General features: G+C 45.0%; 28 protein-coding genes. 19 read left to right on the top strand and 9 right to left on the bottom strand.

Annotated features, from left to right (window positions below; genetic code table 11):
* Positions 1–14 precede the first annotated feature (14 nt).
* A complete protein-coding gene (locus ACY3LV_RS04265) occupies positions 15–1,118 on the top strand; it encodes an aminotransferase class V-fold PLP-dependent enzyme (RefSeq protein ID WP_464863433.1) in 1,104 nt (367 codons plus the stop codon).
* A gap of 57 nt (positions 1,119–1,175) precedes the next feature.
* On the opposite strand, the gene lmr(B) is transcribed toward ACY3LV_RS04265, so the two are convergent.
* Together lmr(B) and lmrA are read right to left on the bottom strand one after the other, a co-directional pair.
* A complete protein-coding gene (gene lmr(B), locus ACY3LV_RS04260) occupies positions 1,176–2,615 on the bottom strand; it encodes a lincomycin efflux MFS transporter Lmr(B) (RefSeq protein ID WP_148962888.1) in 1,440 nt (479 codons plus the stop codon).
* A gap of 54 nt (positions 2,616–2,669) precedes the next feature.
* Entirely contained in the window at positions 2,670–3,236 is a 567-nt protein-coding gene (gene lmrA, locus ACY3LV_RS04255) for a transcriptional regulator LmrA (protein WP_148962889.1), read from the bottom strand.
* 197 nt (positions 3,237–3,433) lie between these two features.
* Here lmrA and ACY3LV_RS04250 point away from each other — a divergent pair, with 197 nt between their 5' ends.
* Together ACY3LV_RS04250 and ACY3LV_RS04245 are read left to right on the top strand one after the other, a co-directional pair.
* On the top strand, positions 3,434–3,610 hold the full coding sequence (locus tag ACY3LV_RS04250) for a hypothetical protein (RefSeq protein WP_464863432.1): 177 nt from the start codon (positions 3,434–3,436) through the stop codon (positions 3,608–3,610).
* A gap of 537 nt (positions 3,611–4,147) precedes the next feature.
* Positions 4,148–4,786, top strand: coding sequence for an esterase/lipase family protein (locus ACY3LV_RS04245; protein WP_148962890.1), 639 nt, complete (start codon positions 4,148–4,150; stop codon positions 4,784–4,786).
* Positions 4,787–4,824: 38 nt separating this feature from the next.
* Here the strand turns inward: ACY3LV_RS04245 and ACY3LV_RS04240 are convergent, their stop codons facing one another.
* On the bottom strand, positions 4,825–5,208 hold the full coding sequence (locus tag ACY3LV_RS04240; protein ID WP_458867438.1) for an RDD family protein: 384 nt from the start codon (positions 5,206–5,208) through the stop codon (positions 4,825–4,827).
* A 233-nt stretch (positions 5,209–5,441) separates the two neighbouring features.
* On the opposite strand from ACY3LV_RS04240, the gene ACY3LV_RS04235 reads away from it, so the two are divergent.
* The gene (locus tag ACY3LV_RS04235; protein WP_464863431.1) at positions 5,442–6,518 is read left to right on the top strand and encodes a helix-turn-helix domain-containing protein; all 1,077 of its coding nucleotides are present in this window, start codon (positions 5,442–5,444) and stop codon (positions 6,516–6,518) included.
* Between the two features lie 39 nt (positions 6,519–6,557).
* Here the strand turns inward: ACY3LV_RS04235 and ACY3LV_RS04230 are convergent, their stop codons facing one another.
* Both ACY3LV_RS04230 and natR read right to left on the bottom strand, forming a co-directional pair.
* Positions 6,558–7,517 carry a sensor histidine kinase gene (locus ACY3LV_RS04230; protein WP_464863430.1) on the bottom strand — a complete coding sequence of 320 codons (960 nt, stop codon included), beginning with the start codon at positions 7,515–7,517 and terminating at the stop codon, positions 6,558–6,560.
* Between the two features lie 12 nt (positions 7,518–7,529).
* Entirely contained in the window at positions 7,530–8,231 is a 702-nt protein-coding gene (gene natR, locus ACY3LV_RS04225; RefSeq protein ID WP_333519131.1) for a two-component system response regulator NatR, read from the bottom strand.
* Positions 8,232–8,373: 142 nt separating this feature from the next.
* Here natR and natA point away from each other — a divergent pair, with 142 nt between their 5' ends.
* From natA to ACY3LV_RS04210, 3 genes are all read left to right on the top strand, one after another.
* Complete coding sequence (gene natA / locus ACY3LV_RS04220) at positions 8,374–9,114, top strand: sodium ABC transporter ATP-binding protein NatA (RefSeq protein ID WP_148962895.1); 741 nt, start codon at positions 8,374–8,376, stop codon at positions 9,112–9,114.
* Complete coding sequence (locus tag ACY3LV_RS04215; protein WP_148962896.1) at positions 9,115–10,275, top strand: ABC transporter permease; 1,161 nt, start codon at positions 9,115–9,117, stop codon at positions 10,273–10,275.
* Between the two features lie 135 nt (positions 10,276–10,410).
* Positions 10,411–11,343, top strand: a complete 933-nt coding sequence (locus ACY3LV_RS04210) for an aldo/keto reductase (protein WP_464863429.1) — start codon at positions 10,411–10,413, stop codon at positions 11,341–11,343.
* A 37-nt stretch (positions 11,344–11,380) separates the two neighbouring features.
* Here the strand turns inward: ACY3LV_RS04210 and ACY3LV_RS04205 are convergent, their stop codons facing one another.
* Entirely contained in the window at positions 11,381–12,445 is a 1,065-nt protein-coding gene (locus ACY3LV_RS04205; protein WP_087993107.1) for a DUF4352 domain-containing protein, read from the bottom strand.
* 12 nt (positions 12,446–12,457) lie between these two features.
* On the bottom strand, positions 12,458–12,598 hold the full coding sequence (locus ACY3LV_RS04200; protein WP_148963115.1) for a hypothetical protein: 141 nt from the start codon (positions 12,596–12,598) through the stop codon (positions 12,458–12,460).
* Between the two features lie 184 nt (positions 12,599–12,782).
* Here ACY3LV_RS04200 and ACY3LV_RS04195 point away from each other — a divergent pair, with 184 nt between their 5' ends.
* Both ACY3LV_RS04195 and ACY3LV_RS04190 read left to right on the top strand, forming a co-directional pair.
* Entirely contained in the window at positions 12,783–14,162 is a 1,380-nt protein-coding gene (locus tag ACY3LV_RS04195; RefSeq protein WP_464863471.1) for a YcdB/YcdC domain-containing protein, read from the top strand.
* A 186-nt stretch (positions 14,163–14,348) separates the two neighbouring features.
* A complete protein-coding gene (locus ACY3LV_RS04190; protein WP_464863428.1) occupies positions 14,349–15,710 on the top strand; it encodes a YcdB/YcdC domain-containing protein in 1,362 nt (453 codons plus the stop codon).
* 6 nt (positions 15,711–15,716) lie between these two features.
* Here the strand turns inward: ACY3LV_RS04190 and ACY3LV_RS04185 are convergent, their stop codons facing one another.
* Positions 15,717–16,220, bottom strand: coding sequence for a M15 family metallopeptidase (locus ACY3LV_RS04185; RefSeq protein WP_148962899.1), 504 nt, complete (start codon positions 16,218–16,220; stop codon positions 15,717–15,719).
* A 122-nt stretch (positions 16,221–16,342) separates the two neighbouring features.
* Here ACY3LV_RS04185 and ACY3LV_RS04180 point away from each other — a divergent pair, with 122 nt between their 5' ends.
* From ACY3LV_RS04180 to znuB, 6 genes are all read left to right on the top strand, one after another.
* Complete coding sequence (locus ACY3LV_RS04180; RefSeq protein ID WP_464863427.1) at positions 16,343–17,464, top strand: response regulator aspartate phosphatase; 1,122 nt, start codon at positions 16,343–16,345, stop codon at positions 17,462–17,464.
* Positions 17,465–17,571: 107 nt separating this feature from the next.
* Positions 17,572–18,348 (top strand): SDR family oxidoreductase, encoded by a 777-nt coding sequence (locus ACY3LV_RS04175; RefSeq protein WP_464863426.1) that lies wholly within the window; start codon positions 17,572–17,574, stop codon positions 18,346–18,348.
* 24 nt (positions 18,349–18,372) lie between these two features.
* The gene (locus ACY3LV_RS04170; protein WP_464863425.1) at positions 18,373–20,064 is read left to right on the top strand and encodes a glycoside hydrolase family 13 protein; all 1,692 of its coding nucleotides are present in this window, start codon (positions 18,373–18,375) and stop codon (positions 20,062–20,064) included.
* Between the two features lie 186 nt (positions 20,065–20,250).
* The gene (locus ACY3LV_RS04165; protein WP_333561272.1) at positions 20,251–21,237 is read left to right on the top strand and encodes a metal ABC transporter substrate-binding protein; all 987 of its coding nucleotides are present in this window, start codon (positions 20,251–20,253) and stop codon (positions 21,235–21,237) included.
* A 54-nt stretch (positions 21,238–21,291) separates the two neighbouring features.
* Complete coding sequence (znuC, locus tag ACY3LV_RS04160) at positions 21,292–21,987, top strand: zinc ABC transporter ATP-binding protein ZnuC (protein WP_148962904.1); 696 nt, start codon at positions 21,292–21,294, stop codon at positions 21,985–21,987.
* Positions 21,945–22,787: a zinc ABC transporter permease ZnuB gene (znuB, locus tag ACY3LV_RS04155; RefSeq protein ID WP_087993114.1), complete on the top strand. Its 843-nt coding sequence runs from the start codon at positions 21,945–21,947 to the stop codon at positions 22,785–22,787. Before znuC ends, znuB begins: the two co-directional genes overlap by 43 nt.
* Positions 22,788–22,825: 38 nt before the next feature.
* Here znuB and ACY3LV_RS04150 read toward each other — a convergent pair whose 3' ends face one another.
* Positions 22,826–23,821, bottom strand: a complete 996-nt coding sequence (locus tag ACY3LV_RS04150; RefSeq protein WP_087993115.1) for an LLM class flavin-dependent oxidoreductase — start codon at positions 23,819–23,821, stop codon at positions 22,826–22,828.
* Between the two features lie 286 nt (positions 23,822–24,107).
* Between ACY3LV_RS04150 and ACY3LV_RS04145 the strand changes: the two genes are divergently transcribed.
* Genes ACY3LV_RS04145 through ACY3LV_RS04130 form a run of 4 tightly spaced genes read left to right on the top strand, consistent with a single transcriptional unit; the run spans position 24,108 to position 26,754 of the window.
* Complete coding sequence (locus ACY3LV_RS04145) at positions 24,108–24,710, top strand: TerD family protein (RefSeq protein WP_253268799.1); 603 nt, start codon at positions 24,108–24,110, stop codon at positions 24,708–24,710.
* 23 nt (positions 24,711–24,733) lie between these two features.
* Positions 24,734–25,315 (top strand): TerD family protein, encoded by a 582-nt coding sequence (locus ACY3LV_RS04140; RefSeq protein WP_087993117.1) that lies wholly within the window; start codon positions 24,734–24,736, stop codon positions 25,313–25,315.
* Positions 25,316–25,350: 35 nt separating this feature from the next.
* On the top strand, positions 25,351–25,929 hold the full coding sequence (locus ACY3LV_RS04135) for a TerD family protein (protein WP_087993118.1): 579 nt from the start codon (positions 25,351–25,353) through the stop codon (positions 25,927–25,929).
* A gap of 51 nt (positions 25,930–25,980) precedes the next feature.
* Positions 25,981–26,754 (top strand): TerC family protein, encoded by a 774-nt coding sequence (locus ACY3LV_RS04130; protein WP_087993119.1) that lies wholly within the window; start codon positions 25,981–25,983, stop codon positions 26,752–26,754.
* The last annotated feature ends 46 nt before the right edge of the window (positions 26,755–26,800 follow it).

Genomic DNA, 26,800 nt, shown 5'->3' with positions numbered 1-26,800 from the left:
GGAGTGAATCGCCAATGGAACATTTACCGCAGCAGTATCGCCAGCTGTTCCCAACCGTGCAGACACATACGATGCTTGCCAGCTGTTCTCAGAGCGCGTTGGCAGAGCCTGTATCAAGGGCGATCAACGACTATCATGACAGCCTGCTGCATATGGGGACGAACTGGAATGAAGCGATCGAAAAAACAGAGAGTGCGAGGAATGAGTTTGCAAAGCTGATAGGGGCTGAACCGGATGAAATTGCAATTGTGCCGTCAGTTTCTGATGCGTTCGTTTCCGTAGCATCATCTTTATCTGTTTTTGGAAAGAAGCATGTTGTGTATACGGAGATGGATTTTCCGGCGGTGTCCCATGTTTGGCAGTCACAATCCGATTATGCCGTATCTGTCATTCCATCAATAGACGGGGGACTGCCTCTCGAACAATATGAAACACATATTACCGATGAAACAGTGCTGACGTGTGTTCCGCACGTTCATTATCGTGACGGCTTTGTTCAGGATGTAAAAGCGATCGCTGCGATTTCTAAGAGAAAGGGTTCTTTGTTATTTGTGGATGCTTATCAATCAGCGGGGCACATTCCCATTGATGTGAAGGAATGGGGAGTAGATATGCTGGCGGCAGGTACGCGGAAGTATTTGCTTGGCATACCGGGAATGGCGTTTCTTTATGTGAGAAAGGAGCTGGCGGATGCGCTTAAGCCGAAAGCATCAGCTTGGTTCGGCAGAGAGAACGATAAGGCTTATGCGACAGGCGCGCGGCGTTTTCAAACAGGCACCCCTGCTTTTATCAGTGTATACGCAGCGGCATCGGCTTTATCACTGCTGAATCATATCGGGGTTTCTCATATCCGGGATCATGTCAAAACGATCTGTGCCGATGCCTGTCGATATGCTGCTGATAAAGGCCTGCAGCTGGCGGCACAAGCGGGGCATCATCCCGGAATGGTTGCGGTCCGGGATGAGCGGGCATCGGAAACGGCGGCGCTGCTGAAGAAGAAAAAAGTGATTTGCGCGCCGCGGGACACTGTCATCCGTCTGGCTCCCCACTTTTACAACACGAAGGATGAATTGCGTCATGCGATTGATGAAATCGCGGCGGTTTTCTCCGCGCGCTGATTGCGGCACATGTAAACATATAAAAGCCCCTGACCTTGAGATCAGGGGCTTTTCATATTAATGATCAACCTTAACCCGCTTCAAAAAGAAAGCGCCAATTAAACCGATAATCGCCACAATCATCGCGAACACAAACGCATGCTGTACGCCCGCTGTCAAAGCCTGCGGGATGACTGCCGGATCGGCAGGATTTTTGGCTGTGTTCATATAATCATGCTGGCCTGCAGCCATAATGCTGACCGCAACCGCTGTTCCGATAGCGCCCGCCATTTGCTGGAGCGTGTTCATGATGGCGGTGCCGTCTGGATAAAACTCGCGCGGAAGCTGGTTTAAACCATTTGTCTGCGCAGGCATCATAATCATAGAGATCCCGATCATCAAGCAGGTGTGCAAGATGATAATCATCACAGCCGTTGAAGTTGTAGTGACGTTCGAGAAGAGCCAAAGGACAACAGTGACAATCACAAATCCCGGAATGACAAGCCATTTCGGTCCGTATTTGTCGAACAGACGGCCTGTAACAGGGGACATTAAACCGTTTAAAATGCCGCCCGGCAAGAGAATGAGACCAGCAGCAAATGCCGTCAGGACTAAGCCGCCTTGCAGATACATCGGCAGAAGCAGCATAGACGACAGGATGACCATCATGCAAATGAACACCATGAGTACGCCCAAAATAAACATCGGGTATTTGAATGCACGGAGGTTCATCATCGGCTGCTTCATCGTCAGCTGACGGAATGAAAATAGGATAAGACCGACAACGCCGACAATCAGTGAGACGATAACAGTCGGGCTGGACCATCCGCCGGAGCCTTCACCCGCGTTGCTGAATCCAAACACAATGCCGCCGAAACCAATCGTCGACAGGATGATAGACAAAACATCAATTTTCGGCTTTGTAATCTCAGATACATTTTGCATGTATGCCATACCGTAAACAAGTGCAAGCACAAGGAACGGAAGAGAGATCCAGAAAATCCAGTGCCAGTTGAGGTGCTCCAGAACCAATCCGGAGAAAGTCGGGCCGATGGCTGGCGCAAACATAATGACAAGCCCGATCGTCCCCATCGCCGCGCCTCTTTTATGCGGCGGAAAAATCACCAAAATCGTGTTAAACATCAGCGGCAGTAAAAGCCCCGTTCCAATAGCCTGAACGATTCTAGCCGCTAATAAAAACGGAAAGCTCGGCGCAAGCGCCGCGATCAAGGTGCCTGCAATTGAAAAGATAAGTGACACGGTAAAAAGCTGTCTAGTTGTGAACCACTGCAATAGCAGGCCTGATACAGGAACGAGGATACCAAGTACAAGCAGGTAGCCTGTCGTCAACCATTGAACGGTTGATGCTGTAATGTTCAATTCCTTCATAAGATCGGTTAACGCGATATTCAGTGCCGTTTCACTGAACATGCCGATAAAACCGGCCAACAGCAAGGAAATCATAATCGGCATCACTTTGTATTGCGGAGATGCTTTAGCTGCTGTTTCCAAAATCATTTCCCCTCTCTGTCAGCTGAATGTATTCATTCAGCTTGTATAGTATGTCTTTTTTTATCTCTTCAGCAGGGCAGGAATGCGGTTGGAGATATGAAGGAGCGGTGTGCTGTTTTTTGCCGTCAAAGATAGAAGAATACCGCCTTCAATCATCGCGTTAATCACGGTGCTGGCTTCCTTAGCATGGCTCTCGCTGCAGCCTGCCTGCCGCAGTTTTTCCTCATACACAAGGGCCCACTCTTTGTAGGCTTCATGGCAGGCTTCCCTCAATGGTTCGCTTTTCAATGACGTCTCAGCCGCAAGCAAACCGACAGGCAAGCCTTCAATGTCTTCCGTACATGAAAATTGGCACGAAAGCTCCTTCAAAAAAGCTTGAATGCCTTCCGCCGGATCGGTGTACGCTTCCATGCAGTCCGCGATTTTCTGTCGGATATAATCCTTCATCTCATTCACCGCTTCGATCGCCAGCTGTTCTTTACCGCCCGGAAAGTGGTAATAAAGAGAGCCTTTAGGCGCGCCGCTTTCCTTTATAATCTGGCTCAGCCCCGTGCCGTAATAACCCTGCAGCTGAAAAAGCCGGGTAGCTGCCGAAAGGATTTTCTCACGGGAATCTCCATAACTCATAACATTCCCACCTCACTGAATTGCAATCAAAAATATAGTGACTGGTCTATTATCATGATTCAACCATCAGTTGTCAAGAGAAATTGACTGTATGAAAAACAAAAATTGAAGGGACTCTGGGTGCTTTTGGCTTTCTTTATCTTTGAATTTGCAAATGGTAAAATGATTCAAGAAACCCATAAGGGGGGGTCCCTCATTTGCGATTCAATAGATACACAATGATCCTCATCCTTCTTGCCGCAGTATCTCACGTCATTTCAATATACGTATTTCACCAAGGCATCTTAGCTTATCTTCTTGCCATTATCTTTTTATTAATCGCTGGATATTCCACGAAATTCACTAAACCCAAAGACGAAAATCAAACCAAATAACCTAAAAGAGAGAAAAGGATGACTCCTCTTCTCTCTTTTTTTTATGCCTTTTCCATACACCATCAAGAATGAATGCAACTGCGATAACAACAATTAAAACGATTAATGTCACAGTGAAAGAAAAATGTTCTCTAACACTTGACATGAATAATGCCCCTAATGCTCCAAACACAAAACTCTTTAGTAAATTCACTGCGAAGTTCAAACCTTTCTTCATTTTCATAGGCAAAATAATGCCAGAACTATTGATTGGAAGTAAGTGCAAAAATTGAATGACCTTTAGTAAAGACGACGTGAGACTCACTGCTTAACGCTAACAATGAACAGAAACAAATCGAGACAGTACCGAAAATGATGGTCATATTGAACTCAACGGCGATAATATTGTCAATATATTCATTTTAAAAACAAAAATAGGAAAAAGATACCCCTCCGAACCTTAAAATCTCTTTAAAAATAAGGTAAAATTACCCTTTGATTAATTAATTTGGTAACGTAATATAATTGGAGAATTTGTTACAAAAAAAGGAGGATATTATGAAATTTGTAAAAAGTAAGTTCATTGCACTTGTAACAATTTTGGTACTGTCAGTTACATCGCTATTTGCGGTGCAGCCGTCAGCAAAGGCCGCTGAACACAATCCGGTTGTTATGGTACACGGTATTGGAGGAGCATCATACAATTTTGCAGGTATTAAGAGCTATCTCGTATCTCAGGGCTGGTCTCGGAGCAAGCTGTATGCAGTTGATTTTTGGGACAAGACAGGTACGAATTATAACAATGGCCCGGTATTATCACGGTTTGTGAAAAAGGTGTTGGACGAAACAGGTGCGAAAAAAGTGGATATTGTCGCTCACAGCATGGGGGGCGCGAACTCACTTTATTACATAAAAAATCTGGACGGCGGAAATAAAATTGAAAACGTCGTAACGCTTGGAGGCGCGAATCGTTTGACGACAGGCAAGGCGCTGCCGGGAACAGATCCAAATCAAAAGATTTTATACACATCCATTTACAGCAGTGCCGATATGATTGTCATGAACTATTTATCCAAATTAGACGGTGCTAAAAATGTTCAAATTCATGGGGTTGGCCACATCGGCCTTCTATACAGCAGCCAAGTCAACAGCCTGGTTAAAGAAGGACTGAACGGCGGAGGCCAAAATACGAACTAATGAGAAACATAACCTTGAAGAATGTCTATTCTTCAAGGTTATTCTGCTTTCAGCACAATCGTTTTCGCCGCCATATCATGAACGGCTTGTTTTTTCTTCGTAAAGGCGGCTGTCAAATAGATCAGGCGGGAGAATACATGCACCCACGCGATCATGTAACGGGCAATGGCCTGTGGGAGGGTGATTTTCTCGCATGTTTCGTCCCTCACAATTTGCAGCCCGATGATTTTTTTTCCGAGTGTACCCTTCCAATTTGTCAGCGGCATCAGCAAAGGATACACAAGCAGCATCAAAATGGCGGCAACAATGACGCCGGCGGACCCGTCCCCAAACGTAAATCCAGATGCCAAAATTACTGCGGCTGCGATGATCACATCAAGTATGAGAGCGCAGGCGCGCAGCATAAAACCAGCTGGTTCCAACATAAACACTTCCTTACATTTTGATAAACACCTAATGATTGTAAAAAAGACGAGCCTTAAGGGGGAATAGTTCATAAGTCTCGAATCACAAAATCCAGTTAAAATGTCATAGGTAAATTAACATCGCCAGCCGGCTTTTCATATTACCAAATTCTTTTTTAGCCCGAAACCAAGCCCTCAGAAGTTATTTTTGTTAAAATAGAAAAGTTACAACAGAATTCGGAGGGTTTATTGTGGGAAAAGTGAAACGAAATGCCCCTTGCCCGTGCGGCAGCGGCAAGAAATATAAAAAATGCTGCGGAAGTAAAGTTGTCGACTTCCCGACAGAACTAGCGGCAAAAGAAGCAAAACAAATTCAGGAAGACTTAGTGGAGTTTGCCTTCACAGTACATAGAGAAAGCATGTCAGGATTTATCAATCAGCATGATTTTCTTTCTGCTATGGACAGACAGACGAAAGACATCAGCGTATTTAACTTAGGGATCTGGGGAATCTTCTTCCACCCTCTTGCTGGTGAAAAGACCATTTTCGAAGATTACCTTCAGAAAAAAGGCGATTCGATCACTCGTCCGAAAACGCGTGAGATCGTTGAATCATGGAAGAGCATGACGCCTGCGTTATTGCTGCTACAAGACCTGAAAGAAGGTGTCATTCACTTTGAGGATGTGATGACGACAAAACAATTCGAAGTGGAAATGGATGCCAATAACCAAGACCTCCCGCCAGCGGGAAGCCTGATTCTCGGTTATCCGATCCATGAAGCGGAAAAAGCAGAATTCTTCATGCAGTTCACGATCTTCCCGGTGAAGAGAACCGAAGCGCTGATCAGCAAGGTGAAGAAATATGCGGATGCCGCTGTGAAGAACGGCAAAACGCCGGAGGACTTCATGAAGCAAGAATTCAACAACGTTCTGTTCGCGCTGTTAGCGGAGAAAGAGGAAGAGCCGCAAGCAGAGGCAGCGGAAGAGAGCAGCGTTGAGTGGGCAAACGACATGGAGAAAGAAACAGCTGCGGCTATCGAAGAAGGCATGAGCGGAGATGAGTATCCGAATGAATTGATTCCTGCTGTCATTGATATCTGGAAAACATTCTGCGAGAAAAAATCACCTGTCATCAGAAAACCGGAAGCTTTTGCGGCGGCAGTTGAATATTATGTAAATGCGATTTCTCTTAACGGCGCGTCCGTTTCTCAAGCCAAACTGGCGAAAAAATACGGCGTCAGCGCATCTACCATTTCCAGCCGCTACAAAGAAATTGAAAGCACGCTGCAAGACGAAGCGGACCGTTTTGCACAAGCGTTATCCTCATAATGAAAAAAACCTTGAAAAGCCGGGCTTTTCAAGGTTTTTTTATTTCTGGACAGGAATTTTGATTTCTAACCGGAAGACAGGGTGGCGATAGGTAAAATCCAATCTGCCAGAAGCGCTTTTCACCAGTTTTTGAATGATATACGTGCCCATGCCTTCATGATCGCCGCTTTTCGTTGAACGGCCAAATGATTGATACAGTGTGTCGAGCACATTTGGGTCCATGCCGGGCGTGCTGTTTTCGCAAATCAGCACATAAAGCCCGCTGCGCAGCGAGGTTTCTAGTTTAATCTCCGCTTTTTCTCGGGCCTCCGCTGCGCTGTCGAGCGCATTTTCCAATAGGTTGCCGACCAAGCTGACCTGATCAGCGGGTGAAAACGGAAGTGAAGAAAGCGGTGTATACATATGCAGCGAAACCTTCACACTTGAAGCACGTGCTTTTTCAAGAAAATCGTAAAGCACCCCTGCAACATACGCATTCTCTCCCTTCAAAAAACGGTCATATTGACTGTACTGATCCGTCCAGTTTTGGATATATGATTGTGTATCTGTCTTGGACTGCGCTGAACGGATCGCTGTCATATGTTTCATTGTGTCGTGATTTCGGCTTCTGACATCCATCAGCATTCGATTGGCGTGCTGTTCAGCTTGCGTCAGCTTATCAATTTGATCAAAAAGCCTAGCCAACGAGGCAGACTGTCCGATACGGACCCCTTCACACGCTGCAAATATCACGATCACACACAATTCCGGCAATATGGAAGCGCCATTTAGGACCACTGCTGAAAATGACATCACTTGAATTACGGCAATCCAAGCACAAAGCTGGAGGGAACAGCTGTCCCACACCCGCTTCGTTTTCCAAAGGTACAAGCCTGCCGCCGCCGCGCCCAAAGCAGCCGCGAGCAAAGCGACAGCTGTACTGTGCGAGAGAGCAGCAGCCCCCTGATAAAATATGAAACTAAATAAAAACAAGCAAAGACATTGAAAAGAGGTTATCACGTTCCGAACTCCTCAAAAATAGTAGTTTTGAAAATAATCAAGCTGCTGCTTAGTGATCATCGCTTTTTTAGGTGTTCCCTCAAAGGCGACCGTAAATGAATGCTTTGTATAAGCGGAAAAATGCTTTATGTAATGAATGTTGATAATAAAAGAACGGTGCGAACGGAGAAAATCCTTCTCAGGCAGGTCGCCTTTAATATCATTTAATGTTTGATACGTCTGCACCTCTTCGGCGGTTGTCACAATCGTCGTCGAACGTCCCGTCCGTTCTGCGAAGATGATATCTTTCTTTTGCAGGACGTGCATTTCAGATTTTTGCTTAATTAATATCCGTCCATTCAAGCTCGTTTCCGTTTTCTTTTTCACATAACGGTCGAAAGAAGCCTTCAGCCGGTCAGCATGGTACGGCTTCATAATATAATCATGGACGTTCAGGTCAAAGGCGTGAACGGCATAGCCGCCGTTGCCGGTGACGAAAATCACATCCACATCAAGCGAATGGGATCTGATCAAATCAGCAAGCTCGTACCCAGACATATGAGGCATCTCGATATCGGCAAGCAGCAGATCAATGTCTCCGTTCTTCACCCGCCTGTAGGCTTCCTCCGCTGAATCGGTCGAAAAGACCATTTCGACATCCTGTATTCTGGACACGATCGCTTCCAGTTTCTCTAAATCTACTCGATAATCATCGACAAGTCCGACTTTTACCATTATCATTCCCCTAGTTACATAGAATCATCTTTATTCTATCCTATTTCGCGACATAAAAAGAACTCTTCGCGACAACTTTATCCAACAAATCCAGCATTTCGTATATAGTCATTACTAGAAATAACGAAAAGGAGATTGTGACATGATTACACTGACCGATTGCAGCCGCAGGTTTCATGATAAGAAAAAAGTAGTTAAAGCGGTGCGAGATGTAAGCTTAACCATTCAAAAAGGAGAAGTCGTCGGCATTCTCGGAGAAAACGGTGCCGGCAAAACAACAATGCTGAGAATGATTGCTGCCTTGCTTGAGCCGTCACAGGGTGCAATTACAGTAGCCGGCTTTGACACGGTCAAGCAGCCGGCCGAGGTCAAAAAAAGAATCGGTGTCTTATTCGGAGGAGAAACCGGACTTTACGACCGGATGACCGCTAAAGAAAATTTGCAATACATCGGCCGGCTGTACGGGTTAAACCGTCACGAAATCAAAGCAAGAATAGAAGATTTATCGAAACGGTTCGGCATGCGCGATTATATGAACAGGAGAGTGGGCGGGTTTTCGAAAGGCATGAGGCAGAAAGTCGCCATTGCCAGAGCGCTGATTCACGATCCGGACATCATTTTATTTGATGAACCGACAACAGGGCTTGATATTACATCCAGCAACATTTTCCGCGAATTCATTCAACAGCTGAAAAGAGAACAAAAAACCATTCTTTTTTCAAGTCACATTATGGAGGAAGTGCAGGCGCTCTGTGACAGTGTCATCATGATTCACAGCGGAGAGGTGATTTATCGGGGAGCGCTTGAATCATTATACGAGAGCGAGCGAAGCGACGATTTGAATTACATCTTTATGTCTAAGCTTGTCAGGGGGATTTCTTAAATGCTGAGCCATATTTATAAAAAAGAAATGATCGACGCGCTGCGCGATAGAAAAACGATATTACTCACGATCTTAGTTCCGATGATTACAATGCTTGGGCTTGTTTTCTTTTATGAGAGCATGCTGTCCGATAAAGGGGAGCAATACACACTGGCTGTCGGCCATTCTCTGCCGTCCGCACTGGAAAGCAAGCTCAATGCGATTAACGAGATCAGCGTAAAAACATTTACAAATCCTGAAGAGGCGGTTGATGACGGAAAAGCAGATGTGTATCTGAACGTCCCGAAAGAGTTCGATTCATATGTCAACAGCATGACGCCTTTTAAGATTGATGTTTACGGTAATTCAATCGATCAAGGCTCGTCAAATGCCATGCAGCTTGTGCAGTCTGCCTTAGATCAGTACAAAAATGAAATTGTCCAAGACCGTTTAACAAATAAGCATATTGATCAATCGGTAATCCAGCCGTTTACGATTCAGCAAAAGGAAGGGGACGAGGAGAAAGGGGCTTCGGCTATTATGATTTCTGCCATTTTGCCCATGCTGATCCTGACATCCATTGTGTCGGGCGCAATGCCGATTGCTCTTGATATCATGGCTGGGGAAAAGGACAGGAAATCAATCGAAGCGCTGCTGTTGACGCCGGTCAGCCGAAACAAAGTGCTGGTCGGCAAGTGGCTGGCGGTTTCCACTTTTGGAATTGCTTCAGGCGTATTGGCTTTGGTGTTTTTGATTTTGTCCACCGTGTTATTTACCGAAAATTTAAGGACCGCCTTCCAGCTGGGAGATCATATGTGGGTCGTGCTCGGCGCTTCCGCCTTAATCATCGTGCTTTCTGCATTGCTGATCTCTGCGATGGAGCTTTTCATCAGCATCATTTCCAGCTCGGTAAAAGAAGCGCAAAGCTATATGTCTCTTGTCGTCTTTCTGCCTGTGTTCCCGATGTTTTTCATCCTCAGCAAGGCACCGAACCAATTTGATTTATCATACTTTTTCATCCCATTTCTGAACCTGCACGCTTTATTCAAACAGCTTTTATTCGGGATGATTGACCCGGCTGCCATTTTGTATACATCAGGAACCATCGCCGTGCTCATCGCCATATTCTTTTTACTGGCCAGAGCCTGCTTCTTGAAGGATAAATGGGTTCTGCCAAAATAAACTTGCAAAAGGAGAAATACACTTTCTCCTTTTTGTATATCCTGATAAAAGGAGGAAAATAGAAAAAGGATATCTAATACAGAAAGTGACCCTGCACTATTTTTCATCAAAATTGGTTTCGAAGGAGAAGAAACAATGGATCAAACACGTACTCTTGGCAAAACGAAGCTGCAGGTGAAGCGGATCGGATTCGGCGCGAATGCGGTCGGCGGACATAATCTATTTCCGAACCTGAATGATGAAACAGGGAAGGATTTGGTGAGAACGGCATTGGATGGCGGCGTGAATTTTATTGATACCGCCTTTATATACGGACTGGGGCGTTCTGAAGAATTAATCGGCGAAGTTGTGCAGGAACGCGGCGCACGGAATGAGCTCATGATTGCCACCAAAGGGGCCCATAAAGAAGTGAATGGCAGCATTGAATTAGACAACAGCCGGGATTTTCTTCGCGGCGAGGTGGAAAAGAGTCTGAAGCGGCTGAAAACAGATTACATTGATTTATATTATGTTCATTTCCCGGATGGCAAAACGCCTCTCGCTGAAGTGGCGGGCACGTTGAAGGAGCTGAAGGATGAGGGGAAAATCAAAGCGATCGGCGCTTCAAACCTCAATGATCAGCAATTGCAGGAATTTAATGCAGACGGCTATTTGGAGGTCTTCCAGGCAGAATACTCTCTCATTCAGCGTGATGCCGAGAGGGAGATTCTTCCATGCTGTGAAAAACACGGCATATCCTTTATTCCTTATTTTCCGCTCGCGTCCGGACTGCTGACAGGAAAATTCACGAAAGATACGGTCTTCGATGACTTTAGAAAGGATAAGCCGCAATTTCAGGGAGAAACGTTTATTCACAACCTCAAAAAAGTAGATAAGCTGAAAGCGGTGGCGGAGGAAAAACAAGCGGAGACGGCACATGTCGCATTGGCGTGGCTGTTAACGAGACCGGCAATAGACGCCATCATTCCAGGCGCTAAGCGTCCAGAGCAATTGAAAGATAACTTGAAAACCTTGAACATTGAACTGACCGAAGATGAAGTGGAATTTATCAGCGGGATTTTTACATAAAAAAGGAAATAGCCGCGGGCTATTTCCTTTTGGTGTTTTATTCTTTGATGAATGCTTCGACTAATTCTGCCGCTCTGTAATCGTCCATATCAAGCTGCCATTGGTCGATGTCGTTCTTCTTCATTTTCACTTCAACCGTTTTTTCAGATGAAGCCGGTCCGAGCTTTTTGAATTCCTCAGGATATACTTGAAGCGCGTATTTCACAGCATCCTCATAGCTCGCGCCAGCATTCTTGCTGTAGTAGTCTTTTACTCTGTCTTCGATGCGGTCTGAGAGCGAAGACGCGTCTACAGGTTTAATTGTGGCTTCAACAATTGCTTCGTCTTTAGAGAGCGATGTTGTTTTCGCCTGGATGGAAGAGTTTTTGCTTAATCCCGCTTTAATGCCGTTCACGATATTATCAAGCGCTTTGCTGTCCGCGTATGTGCTTGAAAGGCCGGAAGCAGAGAGATAGCCGTCTTTGGCTGATTCGTTGAAATCATGTACAATTTCATTTTTGTTTGCACCGGTGATTTTTTCGAAATCAGCGTTGTCTTTACCGAAAAGAAGGACGTCAACATAAGCCGATAATGCTTTTGCAGAGTCTTGTAGCTGATCGGCTGTTGCAAGGATTTTTTTGTCTTTGCCATTAATTTTGAAAGTAACTGATTTTGGCTTTTTATCACCATAAGATTCCGGCGTATAGTTAAGCTCGTATTTCTCGCCTTTATCTACAACAAAGAAAAGGCTTCCTTCAACGGATTTATCAGCGTTAATCGTGCTGCTGCGCAGCTTTTCGTTATAGTCTTCAGGGTCTGTGTCAGACATTTTGGTATCATCTTGGTACAAAGTGAAATCCATACTGTCTACATTCAGCGGCTCTTTCCCTGTGTTTTTCACAGCGACATTGACTTTTAACACAAGCTGGCCATCTGTAGTGGACTTATCATATTTAGACGGCAGTGTATAAGAGACATCTTTGAGTTTGACTTGAGCTATATCTGAGCTTTTTTCTGTTTCTGACTCTTTCTTCTCCGCGCTTGTTTTGCTTCCGGAACAAGCGGCTGTAAACATCATCAGCAGAAGAATTAGGAAAACAGCTTGCGTTTTTTTCTGGAACATTCTTTTTCCTCCTCAAGTGGTTTTGGGTAAGGGAGTCTTTTGTCTTTGAGAAATGGATCTTTTTGAATGGATTAGCATCAAATAACCAAAAAAATCAGTTCTTTTCTCACGGTTTTCACCGGGTTTTATGGAAACTCCGCCCTTCTTTGTTATAAATGGACCTATAAAAGTTACAACGGATTTAATTTTAAGATTATTGGCTTTTATATTGAATAGGTTCATCATCCTATTTTTGGTGAAAAATGTTCTGGTAAAACTGGTAAACTCAGAAATTTGTGTATTTTAGACTATTACTTTTTGATTAGTTAGAGGGGGCGTCTTGTTGAACAAAGAGGAAATGAAACAAAAAGCACTGGAAATCGGCCGGGTTCCGGAACACTTAAAACTGGAAATTGAAGATTATGGCGATGATGAGAAAAGAACCTATTTTTGTTGGGTAGATCCTCACGATGAACACATCGGCATTATCGTGGAACTTGATCCGGACGGGCAGCTTACATCCCTTTCCCGTGATATTGAGCCTGAGAGCAAAAAAAGGCTGTCTGAAGAGCAATTAGAGAATATCATGCGCCAATTTGTCGAGACTCATTATCCCGGAGCGCTCTCTGCCTTTGTCCGTGATGAAAATGACTGTACCTCCGACGATAAGGTGAGATTTTCATATGTTCAAATAGAGGACGGTCTTCCTCTTCCCATGAGCGGATTTATGGCGGATATCACCTTATCAGGCGAGATCATTTACTTCTGCTATTACGGGAAAGCGGGCAGCATCATCAAACCAAAGCGGATCGCTGATGATGAGGAGGCACTTGCCTTTATCAAGAAGGATGTGGAGTTCAACCTATTGTTTGAAGTTCTCAATCGTTCTGTTTACAAAAACGGGGACGATCAGCCGCATTTGGTGTATGAGCCTGAATGCAGAGCCATCACCGTGCCCGCGGATTTGATTCAAGAAGAACGAGTATTTGATGACGATGACAGGGAGCGTGAAAGCTTTCCTCTCCCTTTATTCGAAGACATTTATGAAAAGGCTGATCTAAGCAGCATGATCGGCATCGAAAAAGAGTTTGTCAAAGAGCGGGAAGCGGATTTGGGAGACGGGAAAATCGGGACCATTTGGCGGAATCCGGATGATCCTGAATATCAGCCGGCGGATAAAAGCATGGACAGCTGGTTTAGAGGACGGATTCATCAAGTGCTGAAAACCATCCATAACAAAGATACCGGAAAACTCGAAGGTGTCATGTCATTTATAGAGAAAAAAGGGCCGTTGACAGTAACTGAGGCAGAGTGCGAAAAAATTGCGATTCGCTTCCTGTTTGCTTTATTTCCGAATGCCGATCAATATTTTAAGATCAGGTACGACGAACCGGATGAAGAAGAAAACGCAGTCGCTGGTTTTACATTTGAAGCGCACTGTCATGGAGTTCCGCTCCGGTTTGGACAGACCAGAATCTGCGTCAGCCGCCAGACCGGCCGCATTACCGTTTATATGGGACCGGATATTGACCCGAAGGAGCTGGAAACTATTCATCCGGTTCCGGCTATTTCAGCAGAACAAGCGAAGTCTATCTTCTGGAAGCATTTTAAAGTTGAGCTTAGTTGGGAGAGGGAATACCGTGATGATGAAGAAAACAGCTACCGGCTCGTCTACAAGCCGGTGTATCCGCGTTTTATTGAAGCCCATACAGGAGAGCCAGTGTTGAGTGTCTGGTAAAACAGTGAAAAGCCACACAAATGCCGCAAATATATAAGATGACGTGTGATGAAAGTAACAGAAAGAATATTAAAGAATAAAGACAATAATATAAAAGGACCTTTCTTCACTTTAAATGAAGAAGGGTCCTTTTATATAATAAACAGGATTCTCTTTGTCGTAGACTCTTTTGAAAGGATGACTTCATTGGTTAATAAACAGCTGAAAAAGAAGGCGCAAGGAATCGGGAATGTACCGCCGCATTATGAGCTTGAGATAGAAGATTACGACCAAAAGCAAAAGAAAAAGGGGCAGGCGTACTTCATCTGGAAGGACCCTAAAGATCCTGAAAAGCACATTACAGTTGAACTTGGAAATGACGGCGCTTTGCTCACCTTTTCAACAACCGTGCGCTCCGAGGCAGACAAAAAGCTCCCGGATGCCGAGCTGAAGCTGAAGGCTCTTCAATTTGCTGCTGCCAACCATCCCGGCACATTTATGAAATTTCATTTTCAGGGCAAGGAAGAACGGGGGCAACGCATCCGTTTTATATATGCCAAAATGGAACTGGGGCTTCCGCTTCCCAATTCAGGCTTTTTGATTGATATGACACGCAGCGGACAGATTGTCCATTTTTTATATTACGGAGAAGGGCATAAAGCCGAAGTTCCAAAGGAATTTGTAGCAAAAGAGAAGGTTGTGTCCCATTACGTAAATACAATGTCTTTGCGGCTGATGTACGATGTCATAGATGGCGAACAGGCACCAAGGCTTCTGTATGAACCGATTCTGCCGGGATACAGCTATCCCGCCGATGTAGACGAAATCGTTCCCGACCAGCATATCGCTGATGAAAGAATAGAAAACGGGACGCCCCTGCCGACGCTTCAGAACACGGAAAAAATCGATATATATACGATGCTGGGCTTCACCCATGATATGCAGAAAGTCAGTGAAAAGGACTTTGGAGAAGAAATGGGAAGCACGTGGCGCGAAGGAACTGCGCCGGAGCGGAAGGATTTAAGCATAGGGAGTTATTTTGAAACGAGAAATAAAAACACAATCAAAATCAAAACGGACAAAAGAACAGGGAAGTTAAAAGCAGCGCTCTCTTTTATGGAACAGCGGAACAACCGCCAATGCTCAACAGAAGAATGCCAAAGGACAGCGCTTCAATTTTTATATTTGCTCTATCCTAGAGCGGCTGAGTTTTTCAAAGTGAATCCCATCCTAATTGATGAAAGAGGGAGGGTCCGCAATCATTTTTCTGTCTGGTATAAAGAAGTGCCGCTGCGGTTCGGTGCTGCCCGAATCATTGTCAATCCGGAAACCGGAATGATAGATGCTTTTATGGCGCCGGATATTGATCCTGAACAATTAGAAACAATCAATCACAGGCCGGATGTTTCAGCTCAAGAAGCGAGAGAAACGTTTTTAGCCGCTTTTGATGTGAAGCTGGAATGGCAGCCTGATTTTACAGCGGGCAGCGTTCAGCATTACAAGCTGGTGTATAAGCCTGTTTGTCCTTCCTACATTGATGCGCACATAAGGAAAAAGAAAAGGCTGTGAGGGTGTCTAGTCAGGAATCATCTGCAAGTGGGGGTAGTCCTTGAATCGTCTCCAGTCCCCGCCCCACTCAAAACCGAGCTTCTTAGCAATCTCGACAACCTCCACCCAATCTGATTGACCGTTTTGATTGCCGTCATATTCTATGTCCCAAATGATGCTGCCATCCTTTTTTTGCAGGGCGAAATCTATGGCTAAACCATAGTTATGATACGATTCTCCTCCTCTTGCATAGGTGACAATATTCCCTTCTTTTGTACGCCCCTGTTTATATAATTCGTCTTGTTCCTTAAAGGACCTGAATCCTTCTGTAATGACAACGTTAATGCCTTTTTTCGCCGCTGCGGCCTTGAGAGCATCGGCGTTCTGTTTCACAATCGGATGAAGATCCGAAGGGACAGGCATATTCTGCAGGGCGTTTTGAGAATGCCATTCGTTTCGTATATAACTAAAACACAGATCAAGAAGAAACAGAATACATAAGATAACGGATATTTTTGCGGATAATTTCATATCGGTCTCACTTTCTCATGATGTGCTGAATGTTTTCGCTTTTAAGTGATTGACTCTCTCTAAAAGAGAACAGCTATGATAAAATATAACATAAATAGTAGCAGGAGGAAGGAGGCAGATAGATGAGAGCAAAGATTCCATCTGAGGAAGTAGCAGTAAAGCTAAACGAATGGTACAAGCTCATTCGCGCATTTGAAGCAGATCAAGCAGAAGCGTTAAAGCAGGAGATCGAATACGATTTAGAAGACATGGAAGAAAATCAGGACTTGCTTTTATATTTTTCTTTGATGGAATTCCGGCATCGAATCATGCTGGATAAGCTGATGCCGGTGAAAGACAGCGACACCAAGCCTCCGTTCTCTGATATGCTGAACGAAATTGAAAGCAATCAGCAAAAACTCACAGGCTTATTGGAATACTACTTTTATTATTTCAGAGGGATGTACGAATTTAAACAGAAAAATTTCATATTAGCGATTGACCATTATAAACATGCCGAGGAAAAGCTTGAGTATGTCGAGGATGAGATCGAAAAAGCTGAGTTTCTTTTTAAGGTTGCAGAAGTGTATTATCACATCAAACAAACGTATTTTTCCATGAATTATGCGAGCCAGGCGCTTGATATCTATACGAAGTATGAGCTGTACGGGCGCCGCCGCGTGCAGTGTGAATTTATCATTGCCGGAAATTTGACCGATGTTTATCATTATGAAAAAGCGCTGATACACTTGTGCAGTGCCTTAGATCATGCGAGGCAGCTTGAAGAATCGTATATGATCGCCGCTGCCCATTACAATGTCGGACACTGTAAGTACAGTCTGGGAGATTTCAATGAAGCGGAGGGCTATATCAAAACAGCCGCCGCCATTTTTGAGAGGCACAGCTTTCAGCAGGCCGTTCAAGCCGTTTTTTCACTGACCCATATCTACTGTAAACAGGCAAAATACGACAAAGCGGCAGAAGCATATGACCGCGGGATCAAGAGCGCTGCTGAATGGGCAGATGACATGTACTTGACGAAATTCCGCCTCATTCAAGAGCTTTATCTTGGCAGCGGCGACTGGAAGGTGCTTGAAGAATGCTTCGACCTGCTGGAATCCCGCCAGCTTCTTGCCGATGCTGAAGAACTGCTGCATGATACAGCGGAACATTTCAATCAGCAAGAACGTTACGAGTCCGCCGCTTTCTTTTACCGCAGGCTGATGAATATTAAAAAGAAGCTTGCTGAGCAGCGTTTTCGATAGAAAATGGCAGAGAACATACAGGTTCTCTGCTTTTTTATGCTGTTTTCAACCCGGAAAAATGGGGTATTTTCCACTGCATAATGGAAAATCAGAGGAGGATATCGTTTATGTATAAAGATTTAACCGGAAAAACAGCGATCGTGACAGGTTCTTCAAAAGGAATCGGGAAAGCCATTGCGGAACGGTTCGGGCAGGAGAAAATGAATGTTGTTGTGAATTATCACAGCGACCCGTCTGGAGCCGATGAAACGGTGGACATCATTAAGCATAACGGAGGGAAAGCCGTCGCAGTTGAGGCGGACGTGTCAAAAGAAGAAGGGATTCAGTCGCTCTTGGACACCGCTTTAGGGCATTTCGGCACGCTCGATGTTCTGGTGAACAACTCGGGTTTTAACGGCACGGAAGCTATGCCGCATGAGATGAGTCTTGAAGATTGGCAGAGAGTCATTGATGTCAACATCACCGGAACCTTTCTGGGAGCAAAAGCAGCCCTTAGCCACATGATGAAAAACAACATCAAAGGAAACGTGCTGAATATTTCGAGCGTTCACCAACAGATCCCGCGCCCCGTCAATGTTCAGTATTCCACGTCGAAAGGCGGCATCAAGATGATGACAGAAACGCTTGCGCTCAATTATGCGGATAAAGGAATTCGCATCAACGCAATAGCGCCCGGCACCATTGCCACAGAATCAAATGTGGATACGAAAAAGGAAGAGAGCAGACAAAAACAATTGAAAAAAATCCCAATGAATGCCTTCGGAAAGCCGGAAGAAGTGGCAGCAGCAGCGGCTTGGCTCGTATCTGAGGAAGCGAGCTATGTGACCGGCACCACACTCTTCGTCGACGGCGGAATGACACTCTATCCGTCTCAGTTTGAATGAAACATAAAACAGGGGGATTGCGGGATGAAGACAGACTGGTGGAAGGATGCGGTGGTCTATCAAGTTTATCCGAGAAGCTTTCAGGACAGCAATGGAGATGGAATTGGAGATTTGCGGGGAATTATTTCCCGCCTTGATTACATAAAGGAACTCGGAGCAGACGTGATTTGGATTTGCCCGATTTATCCTTCTCCGAATGTTGATTACGGCTATGATGTGACAGATCATAAGACGATTATGGATTCATACGGAACGATGGACGATTTTCACGAGCTGCTTGACCAGGTTCATCAGCGCGGATTAAAGCTGGTGATGGATTTTGTGTTAAATCACACCTCGGTCGAGCACCCGTGGTTTAAAGAAGCGGAGCTGGACAAAAACAGCAAATACCGCAGCTATTACATTTGGCGCCCCGGCACAAAGAACGGCCCGCCGACGGACTGGTTGTCTGACTACGGATGCCCGGTCTGGCAATACGAGGAGCACACGGGAGAATATTATCTCCATATGAATGCCGTCAAACAAGCTGATTTAAATTGGGAACATCCTGAGGTGCGCCAAGCGGTATTTGAGATGATGAGATTTTGGCTTGATAAAGGGGTGGACGGGTTACGGATTGATCAGCTCCATCTCATCTCTAAGAAAGAATATCTTCCTTCGTATGAGGACTATATCAACCAGCGGGCAGAGCCGAAGTCTTTCCAGCCAAATGGCGAACGGATTCATGACTATTTAAAAGAAATGACAGATAAAGTATTTTCTCAATATGATGTCATGTCCGTCGGAGAGGCAGGAAGCGCCACACCGGAGGAAGGCCTGAAGTATACGGGAACAGATAAGCATGAACTGAACATGATTTTTCACTTTCAGCATATGGAGCTTGACCAGCAGCCGGGAAAAGAACATTGGGATGTAAAACCCCTTGAGCTTTCTGATTTAAAGTCTGTTTTGACAACATGGCAAAAGAAGCTTGAATATGAAGGGTGGAATACATTGTTTTGGTGCAACCATGATCAGCCCCGGATTGTGTCCAGGTTCGGAGACGATGGGGAATACCGGAAAGAATCCGCGAAAATGCTGGCCGCCGTTCTTTATTTCATGAAGGGCACGCCGTATATTTATCAAGGAGAAGAAATCGGGATGACAAACGCGCCGTTTACCCGAATTGAGGACTACAAAGATATCCAAACGGTCAATATGTATCATAAACGGGTGTTTGAAAAAGGTTATGATCCAGAAGATGTGATGAGATCGATCTTAGCTAAGAGCCGGGATCACGCCCGGACGCCGATGCAGTGGAGCAGCGGCAAGAATGCCGGATTTACTGACGGCACGCCTTGGCTGAAGGTCAACCCAAACTTCTCGTCCATCAATGCGGAGGAAGCCCAGACAGACCCTGATTCAATTTTAGCCTATTACAAAAAGCTGATCAGCCTGAGAAAGCAGTACGCTGACCTCATGAAAGGAAGCTATGATCTTTTGCTTCCGGATGATCCGCAGCTGTTTGTATACATGAGAGAAAATGGAAAACAGCAGCTTTTGTCGGTCAATAACTTTTCAAAAGAGCAGGCTGTTTTCCGTTGGCCTAAGCATTGCGGAAAGGATCAGGCATCCTTGCTTCTCAGCAATTATAAAAACAACGGTGATCTGGCTGACGAAATGGTGTTTCAGCCTTACGAGAGCAGAGTATATCTTCTGGACAAAACAATCAAATGACTCAGCCCGCCCGGCTTTTTAGCCGGGTTTTTTAAGTACATATATTCGCCCCATAGACGGGAAGAATAACATTAAAACGAAAATTACTCTTGCAAAACGTAATGACTTCGGTTTATTATGATATAGGATTACAAAATCGTTATCATTTTGATTTAAAGTTCATGTGAAAAAGAGGGGATATACGATATGTTTAAAAAATGGAGCGGCTTGTTTGTGATTGCAGCGTGCTTTTTATTAGTCGCAGCATGCGGCAATTCATCAACAAAAGGGTCGGCGGATTCTAAGAGTGATAAACTGCACATTGTCACAACGTTCTACCCGATGTATGAATTTACGAAACAAATTGTAAAAGATAAAGGAGATGTGGATTTGTTAATTCCATCTTCCGTTGAACCGCATGATTGGGAACCGACGCCAAAAGACATTGCCAACATTCAAGATGCTGATTTGTTCGTTTATAATAGTGAATACATGGAGACTTGGGTTCCGTCAGCTGAAAAAAGCATGGGCCAAGGCCATGCCGTTTTCGTCAACGCGAGCAAAGGCATTGATTTAATGGAAGGTTCGGAAGAAGAAGAACACGAAGAGCATGAAGAACACGGAGAACACGAGGAGCATGAGCACAGCCACAGCCATAGCCATGCAATGGACCCTCACGTATGGCTCAGCCCTGTTCTGGCGCAGAAGGAAGTTGAAAATATTACGGCGCAAATCGTAAAGCAGGACCCGGATAACAAAGAATACTATGAGAAAAATAGTAAAGAATATATTGCAAAACTGCAGGATCTTGATAAACTATATCGTACAACCGTAAAAAAAGCGGTGAAGAAAGAATTCATCACACAGCATACAGCTTTTAGCTATTTGGCAAAAGAATACGGTCTGACACAGGTTCCGATTGCAGGGCTTTCGCCTGACCAAGAACCGAGCGCAGCCGACTTAGCAAAACTGAAAACGTATGCCAAAGAACATAACGTAAAAGTCATTTACTTTGAAGAAATTGCATCCTCAAAGGTAGCGGAAACGCTGGCCGGTGAAATCGGCGCAAAGACTGAAGTGCTCAATACACTGGAAGGCTTAAGCAAAGAAGAACAAGATAAAGGTTTAGGGTATATCGACATTATGAAACAAAACCTCGATGCCCTTAAAGATTCACTATTGGATAAATCATAAGATAGTGTGCGCCGGAGGGTGCACACTATTTCTTTGTGAGAAAGGAAGATTGACATGAATCTCGTCTCATTGAAAGATATCGTTTTCGGCTATTCCCATACGCCTGTTTTGGATAAAGTATCACTTGATATTGAAAGCGGTGAGTTTGTCGGCATCACGGGCCCAAACGGCGCCGCTAAATCGACGCTTATGAAAGTCATGCTCGGCATGCTGAAACCGTGGGAAGGCACGGTGACGATCAGTAAAAGGAATACAGAAGGAAAACGCCTGACGATAGGCTACGTCCCGCAGCAAATTTCCTCGTTTAATGCCGGTTTTCCAAGTACGGTGCTGGAGCTTGTGCAGTCAGGCCGATACACAAAAGGGAAATGGTTTAAACGTTTAAATGAAGAAGATCATATCGAAGTGGAAAAAGCGTTGAAAATGGTGGAAATGTGGGAGCTCCGCGATCGGAAAATCGGCGACTTATCAGGCGGACAGAAGCAGAAAATCTGTATCGCCAGAATGCTTGCCAGCAATCCGGATCTCTTAATGCTGGACGAACCGACAACAGCCGTTGACTATGACAGCAGAAAAGGATTTTACGAATTTATGCATCATCTCGTGAAAAATCACAACCGCACAGTTGTGATGGTCACTCATGAACAAAATGAAGTGCAGCAATTTTTAGATAAAGTGATTCGATTAGAGAGAGGAGAAAAAGGCGGATGGAAATGTTTGACTTGGAATTCATGCGACGAGCTTTTCTAGCAGGCGGCATGATCGCCATCATGGCCCCGATTTTAGGGGTTTATCTCGTTCTCAGAAGACAGGCCTTAATGGCTGACACACTATCACATATTTCATTGTCAGGTGTGGCCATCGGCTTTTTTCTCAGCACCAATATTACCGCGGCGAGCATCGTCGTCGTGACCGTCGGCGCAATCGGGATTGAATACATGCGGCGGGCATACCGGACATATTCAGAAGTGTCCATTGCCATCTTAATGGCGGCTGGTTTGTCCTTCGCGATGTTTTTAATCAGCCTTTCAAAAGGCACAGCCAATATGAGCATTGACCAATACCTATTTGGATCGCTCGTGACCGTAAACCAGCAGCAGGTCTATATTATCGGCATCATTACACTGCTGATCCTGCTTTACTTTATCGTACTGAGAAGACCGCTCTACCTGCTGACGTTTGATGAAGCAACAGCAAAAACGTCCGGAATCAATACAAACGTCCTGTCGATGTCATTCAGTATCGTCACAGGGCTGGCGATCTCAGTCATTATTCCGATCATCGGGGTTCTTCTTGTATCAGCCCTGCTCGTATTGCCGGCAGCATTCGCCATTAGAATTGCAAAAGGCTTTAACATGGTATTTATCGCAGCTATACTCATTTCGTTATTCAGCGTTTTTATGGGACTGACATCATCTTATCAGCTCGGAACGCCGCCAGGTCCGTCTATTACCCTGCTTTTGATCGTTCTGCTTTTGATTGGATTCGCGGTTCAGGGAGTTTGGACGTTTATAAAAAAAGAAGCCCTGCGTAAAAAAGGGCGCCGGTAACACGAAAAGCAGTTTTTCCATCGGAAAAACTGCTTTTTTTATAGAAACAACCCGGCAAGACGCTCATATGATTCCTTTTTCGCCTCAAAATCAAACACATTGCAAAGAACCATGATTTCATTTGTTTCATAACGGTCTGTGAGCTCTAAAAGCTGCTGTTTGACAGTGTTTGGAGAACCGATCACCATTCGCTTTCTGTTTTCTTCTATGAGCTTTTTATCGGACTCTGTGTAGGGATACGCTTTTGCTTCCCCGCTGCTCGGCACGCGGCTGTCCAAGCCTTTTCCGACGCGAAGAAGCCATAAATCCTGGCTTAACGCGAGCTCTTCTGCCTCCTCATCTGTTTTTGCGCAAATGACAAAAATCGTAAACAATGCGGCCGGAGACGAGAAATGAGCTGACGGCCGAAAGTTTTCCCGGTAAACACGAAATGCATTTTCTCCTCGCTCGGGGTTAATGAAATGCCCAAATACATATCCAATCCCCTGATGCGCCGCGCGTCTTGCGCTGTTTTCACCGAGACCGAGCACCCATAGCTCCGGTGCAGTGTCAATAAGCGGCGCCGCTTTGATTCCGGCATACGGATGCCCGGCAGGAAGCGAATTCGTGAGAAAATAAGAGACATCCTGCAGTTGTCTGTTGAAATCGGTTAAGCTTTTTTTCACCCCGTCCGTTAGCGCAAGGCGGGTTTTTGTCGTGCCGCCGGGGGAACGCCCGACACCGAGGTCAATCCGGTTGGGATACAGGGCCTCAAGCTGGCGAAAGGTTTCGGCCACTTTAAACGGGCTGTACTGGGGCAGCAGCACGCCGCCTGACCCGACACGGATCGTGTTTGTCTGTGCCGCGATGCGGGCGATCATAATTTCCGGCGCCGTGCTTGCCAGTCCTTTCGTGCTGTGATGTTCGGCAAACCAATAACGCTTATAGCCCCACTGTTCGCTTAATTGGGCAAGCTCAACCGAATGCTGAAGAGTTGTCACAGGGCTTTCTCCTTTAGAAACAGGTGCCTGGTCTAGTATGCTGAAATGAATCAAAAGGCCGCTTCCTTTCTGTCTGTTTTTAGAATGTGACACAAGAATAGGCAAAATGACTCGCTCACGTCAAATGGTTTGTTTTAGAATCACAATTCATATGATTTGCAAAAATCACATCAAATATGGAAATTTTTTTCGAGGATTTTCGTCAATTATTCTTAACTTTTATGAAACTTTGCTATAATAACAAACGTATCTATTAATAATTTACGGCATACTCATCTTCCCTTTGTACGTAAAAATAAATGTGACTATATTCACATCTTGATGATTAGGAGTGAATCGTGTGGCGATTTCTTTAGAAAAAGGACAGCGTATTGATTTAACAAAAGGAAAAGCGGGCTTATCAAAATTGATGGTCGGTCTCGGCTGGGACCCGGTTTCATCAGGCGGAGGCGGTTTTTTCGGAAAGCTGCTCGGCGGGGGCGGACCCAATGTCGACTGTGACGCTTCAGTATTGATGCTCGAAAACGGCAAATTCACCGATAAGAAAAATATCATCTATTTCGGCAACCTGAAAAGCCGCTGCGGCGGTGTCAAACATACAGGCGATAACCTGACAGGCGACGGTGCGGGTGATGACGAACAAATTATGATAGATTTGGAAAAAGTGCCTGCAAATATCGACAGGCTTGTATTTGTTGTTAATATTTATGATTGTGTCAGAAGAAAACAAGATTTCGGCATGATTCAAAATGCGTTTATCCGTGTGGTCGATCAATCTAAAAATGAAGAAATGCTCAAATACAATTTAAAAGACAATTATGCCGGCAGAACAAGCTTAATTACGGCTGAAATCTACCGCCAGGACGGCGAGTGGAAATTCGCGGCGATCGGTGAAGGCACAAACGATACGAGATTAGAAGATATTATCAGCAAATACGTATAAAAGAAAAAAGGAGTGGATGAAACATGGCAATTTCATTGGCAAAAGGACAAAAAGTAGATTTAACAAAAACGAATCCAGGTCTTTCAAAGGTTGTTGTCGGTTTAGGCTGGGATACGAATAAGTATGACGGCGGACATGACTTTGACCTTGACTCAAGTGTATTTCTTTTAGATGCGTCTGGAAAATGCGCATCTCAAAATGATTTTATTTTCTACAACCAGCTTGAAGGCGGCAATGGTTCAGTCGTTCATTCAGGCGATAACCTGACAGGTCTTGGCGAAGGCGATGATGAGAATGTAAAAGTGAATCTCAGCGCCGTACCTGCCAATATCGACAAAATCTCATTTGTCATCACGATTCACGAAGCGGAAGCGCGCAGCCAAAACTTTGGACAAGTGTCAAACGCGTTCGTTCGCATCGTCAATGAAGAAACAAATGAAGAGCTCATCCGTTACGATCTGGCGGAAGATTTCTCTATTGAAACAGCAATTATCGCTGGAGAGCTTTACCGACATAACGGCGAGTGGAAATTCTCCGCTATCGGCTCAGGCTACCAAGGCGGCCTTGCCCGCATCGCAACAGACTTCGGCTTGCAAGTTGGTTAGGACAGATTACGAAGAGCAGAAAGGAGAGAGGCAGTATGGCTATTCAATTAGCAAAAGGACAGCGTGTTGATTTAACGAAAACAAATCCGGGACTCACAAAAGCGGTGATCGGTTTAGGCTGGGATACAAATAAGTACTCAGGCGGACACGATTTTGACCTGGATGCTTCAGCTTTTTTAGTTGATGCGCATGACAACTGCGTGAATGATCTCGATTTCGTCTTCTATAATAACCTTGAGCATCCGAGCGGCGGTGTCATCCATACGGGTGACAACCGCACGGGTGAAGGTGACGGAGATGATGAGCAGCTCATCGTTGATTTTTCAAAAATCCCTGCTCACATTGAGAAAATAGGTATCACAGTGACCATTCACGACGCTGAAGCACGCAGCCAAAACTTCGGACAAGTTTCCAATGCGTTTGTACGCGTTGTGGACGAAGAGACGCAGAATGAACTTCTTCGCTTCGACTTGGGAGAAGATTTCTCTATTGAGACAGCCGTTGTCGTTTGTGAGCTTTACAGACACGGCGAGGAGTGGAAATTCAATGCGATCGGCAGCGGTTTTTCCGGCGGGCTGGCTGCATTGTGCCGGAACTACGGTTTGCAAGTGTAAGCGAGTGACAAATAGAGAAGTCACCGTTTTCAATTAATAGGAGGAAAAAATTTGGACTTTTTACATCATATCATGTCTACGTATGCTTCATTTTTCGATTGGAAAATGTGGGGGGAAGTGTTGTCTGATCCTGTTTCCTGGGGTCTGATTGGTTCTCTTGTTGTTTTGGAAGGCCTTTTATCGGCCGATAACGCGCTTGTTCTTGCGGTGATGGTCAAACACCTGCCGGAAAAACAGCGGAAAAAAGCGTTAACGTATGGTTTATTTGGAGCTTATATTTTCAGGTTTATTTTTATCGGGCTCGGTATGCTCCTCATCAAGTTTTGGTGGATCAAGGTGCTTGGCGCGCTTTATCTGGCTTGGCTCGTCATTAAGCACTTCTGGATCGGCGAAAAAGATGAGGAAACGGACGGCATGAAGAAAAACTCTTGGATGGTCCGCACGTTCGGTATTTTCTGGGCGACTGTTATTTCAGTTGAATTGATGGACCTTGCCTTCTCTGTGGACAGCATTCTGGCCGCATTTGCGGTATCTGAAAAAGTATGGGTGCTTCTGGTCGGCGGTATGCTCGGTATATTAATGATGCGTACAGTGGCAAAAGTATTCCTTGTACTGATTGATAAAATTCCTGAGCTGGAAAACACAGCATTCGTGTTAATCGGAATTATCGCGCTGAAAATGGCCGGGAGTGCCTTCCATTACGAAATGCCGCACTCTGTATTCTTCATTATCATTATCGCTGCTTTTGCGATTACATTTATCATTCACTATATCAACAAACAAAAGCAAGTGCGCGAACAGACAGCCGCGTCAAAAGAAGAATAAAACAAAACAAGGAGGGAGGTTTATGTCCTTCCTTTTTTGTTACAGA

The sequence above is a fragment of the Bacillus sp. 11C genome (genome assembly GCF_055486375.1).
The sequence above is the reverse complement of the archived record's forward strand: the minus strand, read 5'-3'. Positions and strand labels throughout refer to the sequence as shown.

Excerpts from the sequence above, each read along its gene's own strand:
- ACY3LV_RS04265 (WP_464863433.1), top strand. The coding sequence starts at position 15 with ATGGAACATTTACCGCAGCAGTATCGCCAGCTGTTCCCAACCGTGCAG.
- lmrA (WP_148962889.1), bottom strand. The coding sequence starts at position 3,236 with ATGAGTTATGGAGATTCCCGTGAGAAAATCCTTTCGGCAGCTACCCGG.
- ACY3LV_RS04245 (WP_148962890.1), top strand. The coding sequence starts at position 4,148 with ATGAAATTTGTAAAAAGTAAGTTCATTGCACTTGTAACAATTTTGGTA.
- natR (WP_333519131.1), bottom strand. The coding sequence starts at position 8,231 with ATGGTAAAAGTCGGACTTGTCGATGATTATCGAGTAGATTTAGAGAAA.
- natA (WP_148962895.1), top strand. The coding sequence starts at position 8,374 with ATGATTACACTGACCGATTGCAGCCGCAGGTTTCATGATAAGAAAAAA.
- ACY3LV_RS04215 (WP_148962896.1), top strand. The coding sequence starts at position 9,115 with ATGCTGAGCCATATTTATAAAAAAGAAATGATCGACGCGCTGCGCGAT.
- ACY3LV_RS04210 (WP_464863429.1), top strand. The coding sequence starts at position 10,411 with ATGGATCAAACACGTACTCTTGGCAAAACGAAGCTGCAGGTGAAGCGG.
- ACY3LV_RS04205 (WP_087993107.1), bottom strand. The coding sequence starts at position 12,445 with ATGTTCCAGAAAAAAACGCAAGCTGTTTTCCTAATTCTTCTGCTGATG.
- ACY3LV_RS04195 (WP_464863471.1), top strand. The coding sequence starts at position 12,783 with ATGAAACAAAAAGCACTGGAAATCGGCCGGGTTCCGGAACACTTAAAA.
- ACY3LV_RS04185 (WP_148962899.1), bottom strand. The coding sequence starts at position 16,220 with ATGAAATTATCCGCAAAAATATCCGTTATCTTATGTATTCTGTTTCTT.
- ACY3LV_RS04180 (WP_464863427.1), top strand. The coding sequence starts at position 16,343 with ATGAGAGCAAAGATTCCATCTGAGGAAGTAGCAGTAAAGCTAAACGAA.
- ACY3LV_RS04175 (WP_464863426.1), top strand. The coding sequence starts at position 17,572 with ATGTATAAAGATTTAACCGGAAAAACAGCGATCGTGACAGGTTCTTCA.
- ACY3LV_RS04170 (WP_464863425.1), top strand. The coding sequence starts at position 18,373 with ATGAAGACAGACTGGTGGAAGGATGCGGTGGTCTATCAAGTTTATCCG.
- ACY3LV_RS04165 (WP_333561272.1), top strand. The coding sequence starts at position 20,251 with ATGTTTAAAAAATGGAGCGGCTTGTTTGTGATTGCAGCGTGCTTTTTA.
- znuC (WP_148962904.1), top strand. The coding sequence starts at position 21,292 with ATGAATCTCGTCTCATTGAAAGATATCGTTTTCGGCTATTCCCATACG.
- znuB (WP_087993114.1), top strand. The coding sequence starts at position 21,945 with ATGGAAATGTTTGACTTGGAATTCATGCGACGAGCTTTTCTAGCAGGC.
- ACY3LV_RS04140 (WP_087993117.1), top strand. The coding sequence starts at position 24,734 with ATGGCAATTTCATTGGCAAAAGGACAAAAAGTAGATTTAACAAAAACG.
- ACY3LV_RS04135 (WP_087993118.1), top strand. The coding sequence starts at position 25,351 with ATGGCTATTCAATTAGCAAAAGGACAGCGTGTTGATTTAACGAAAACA.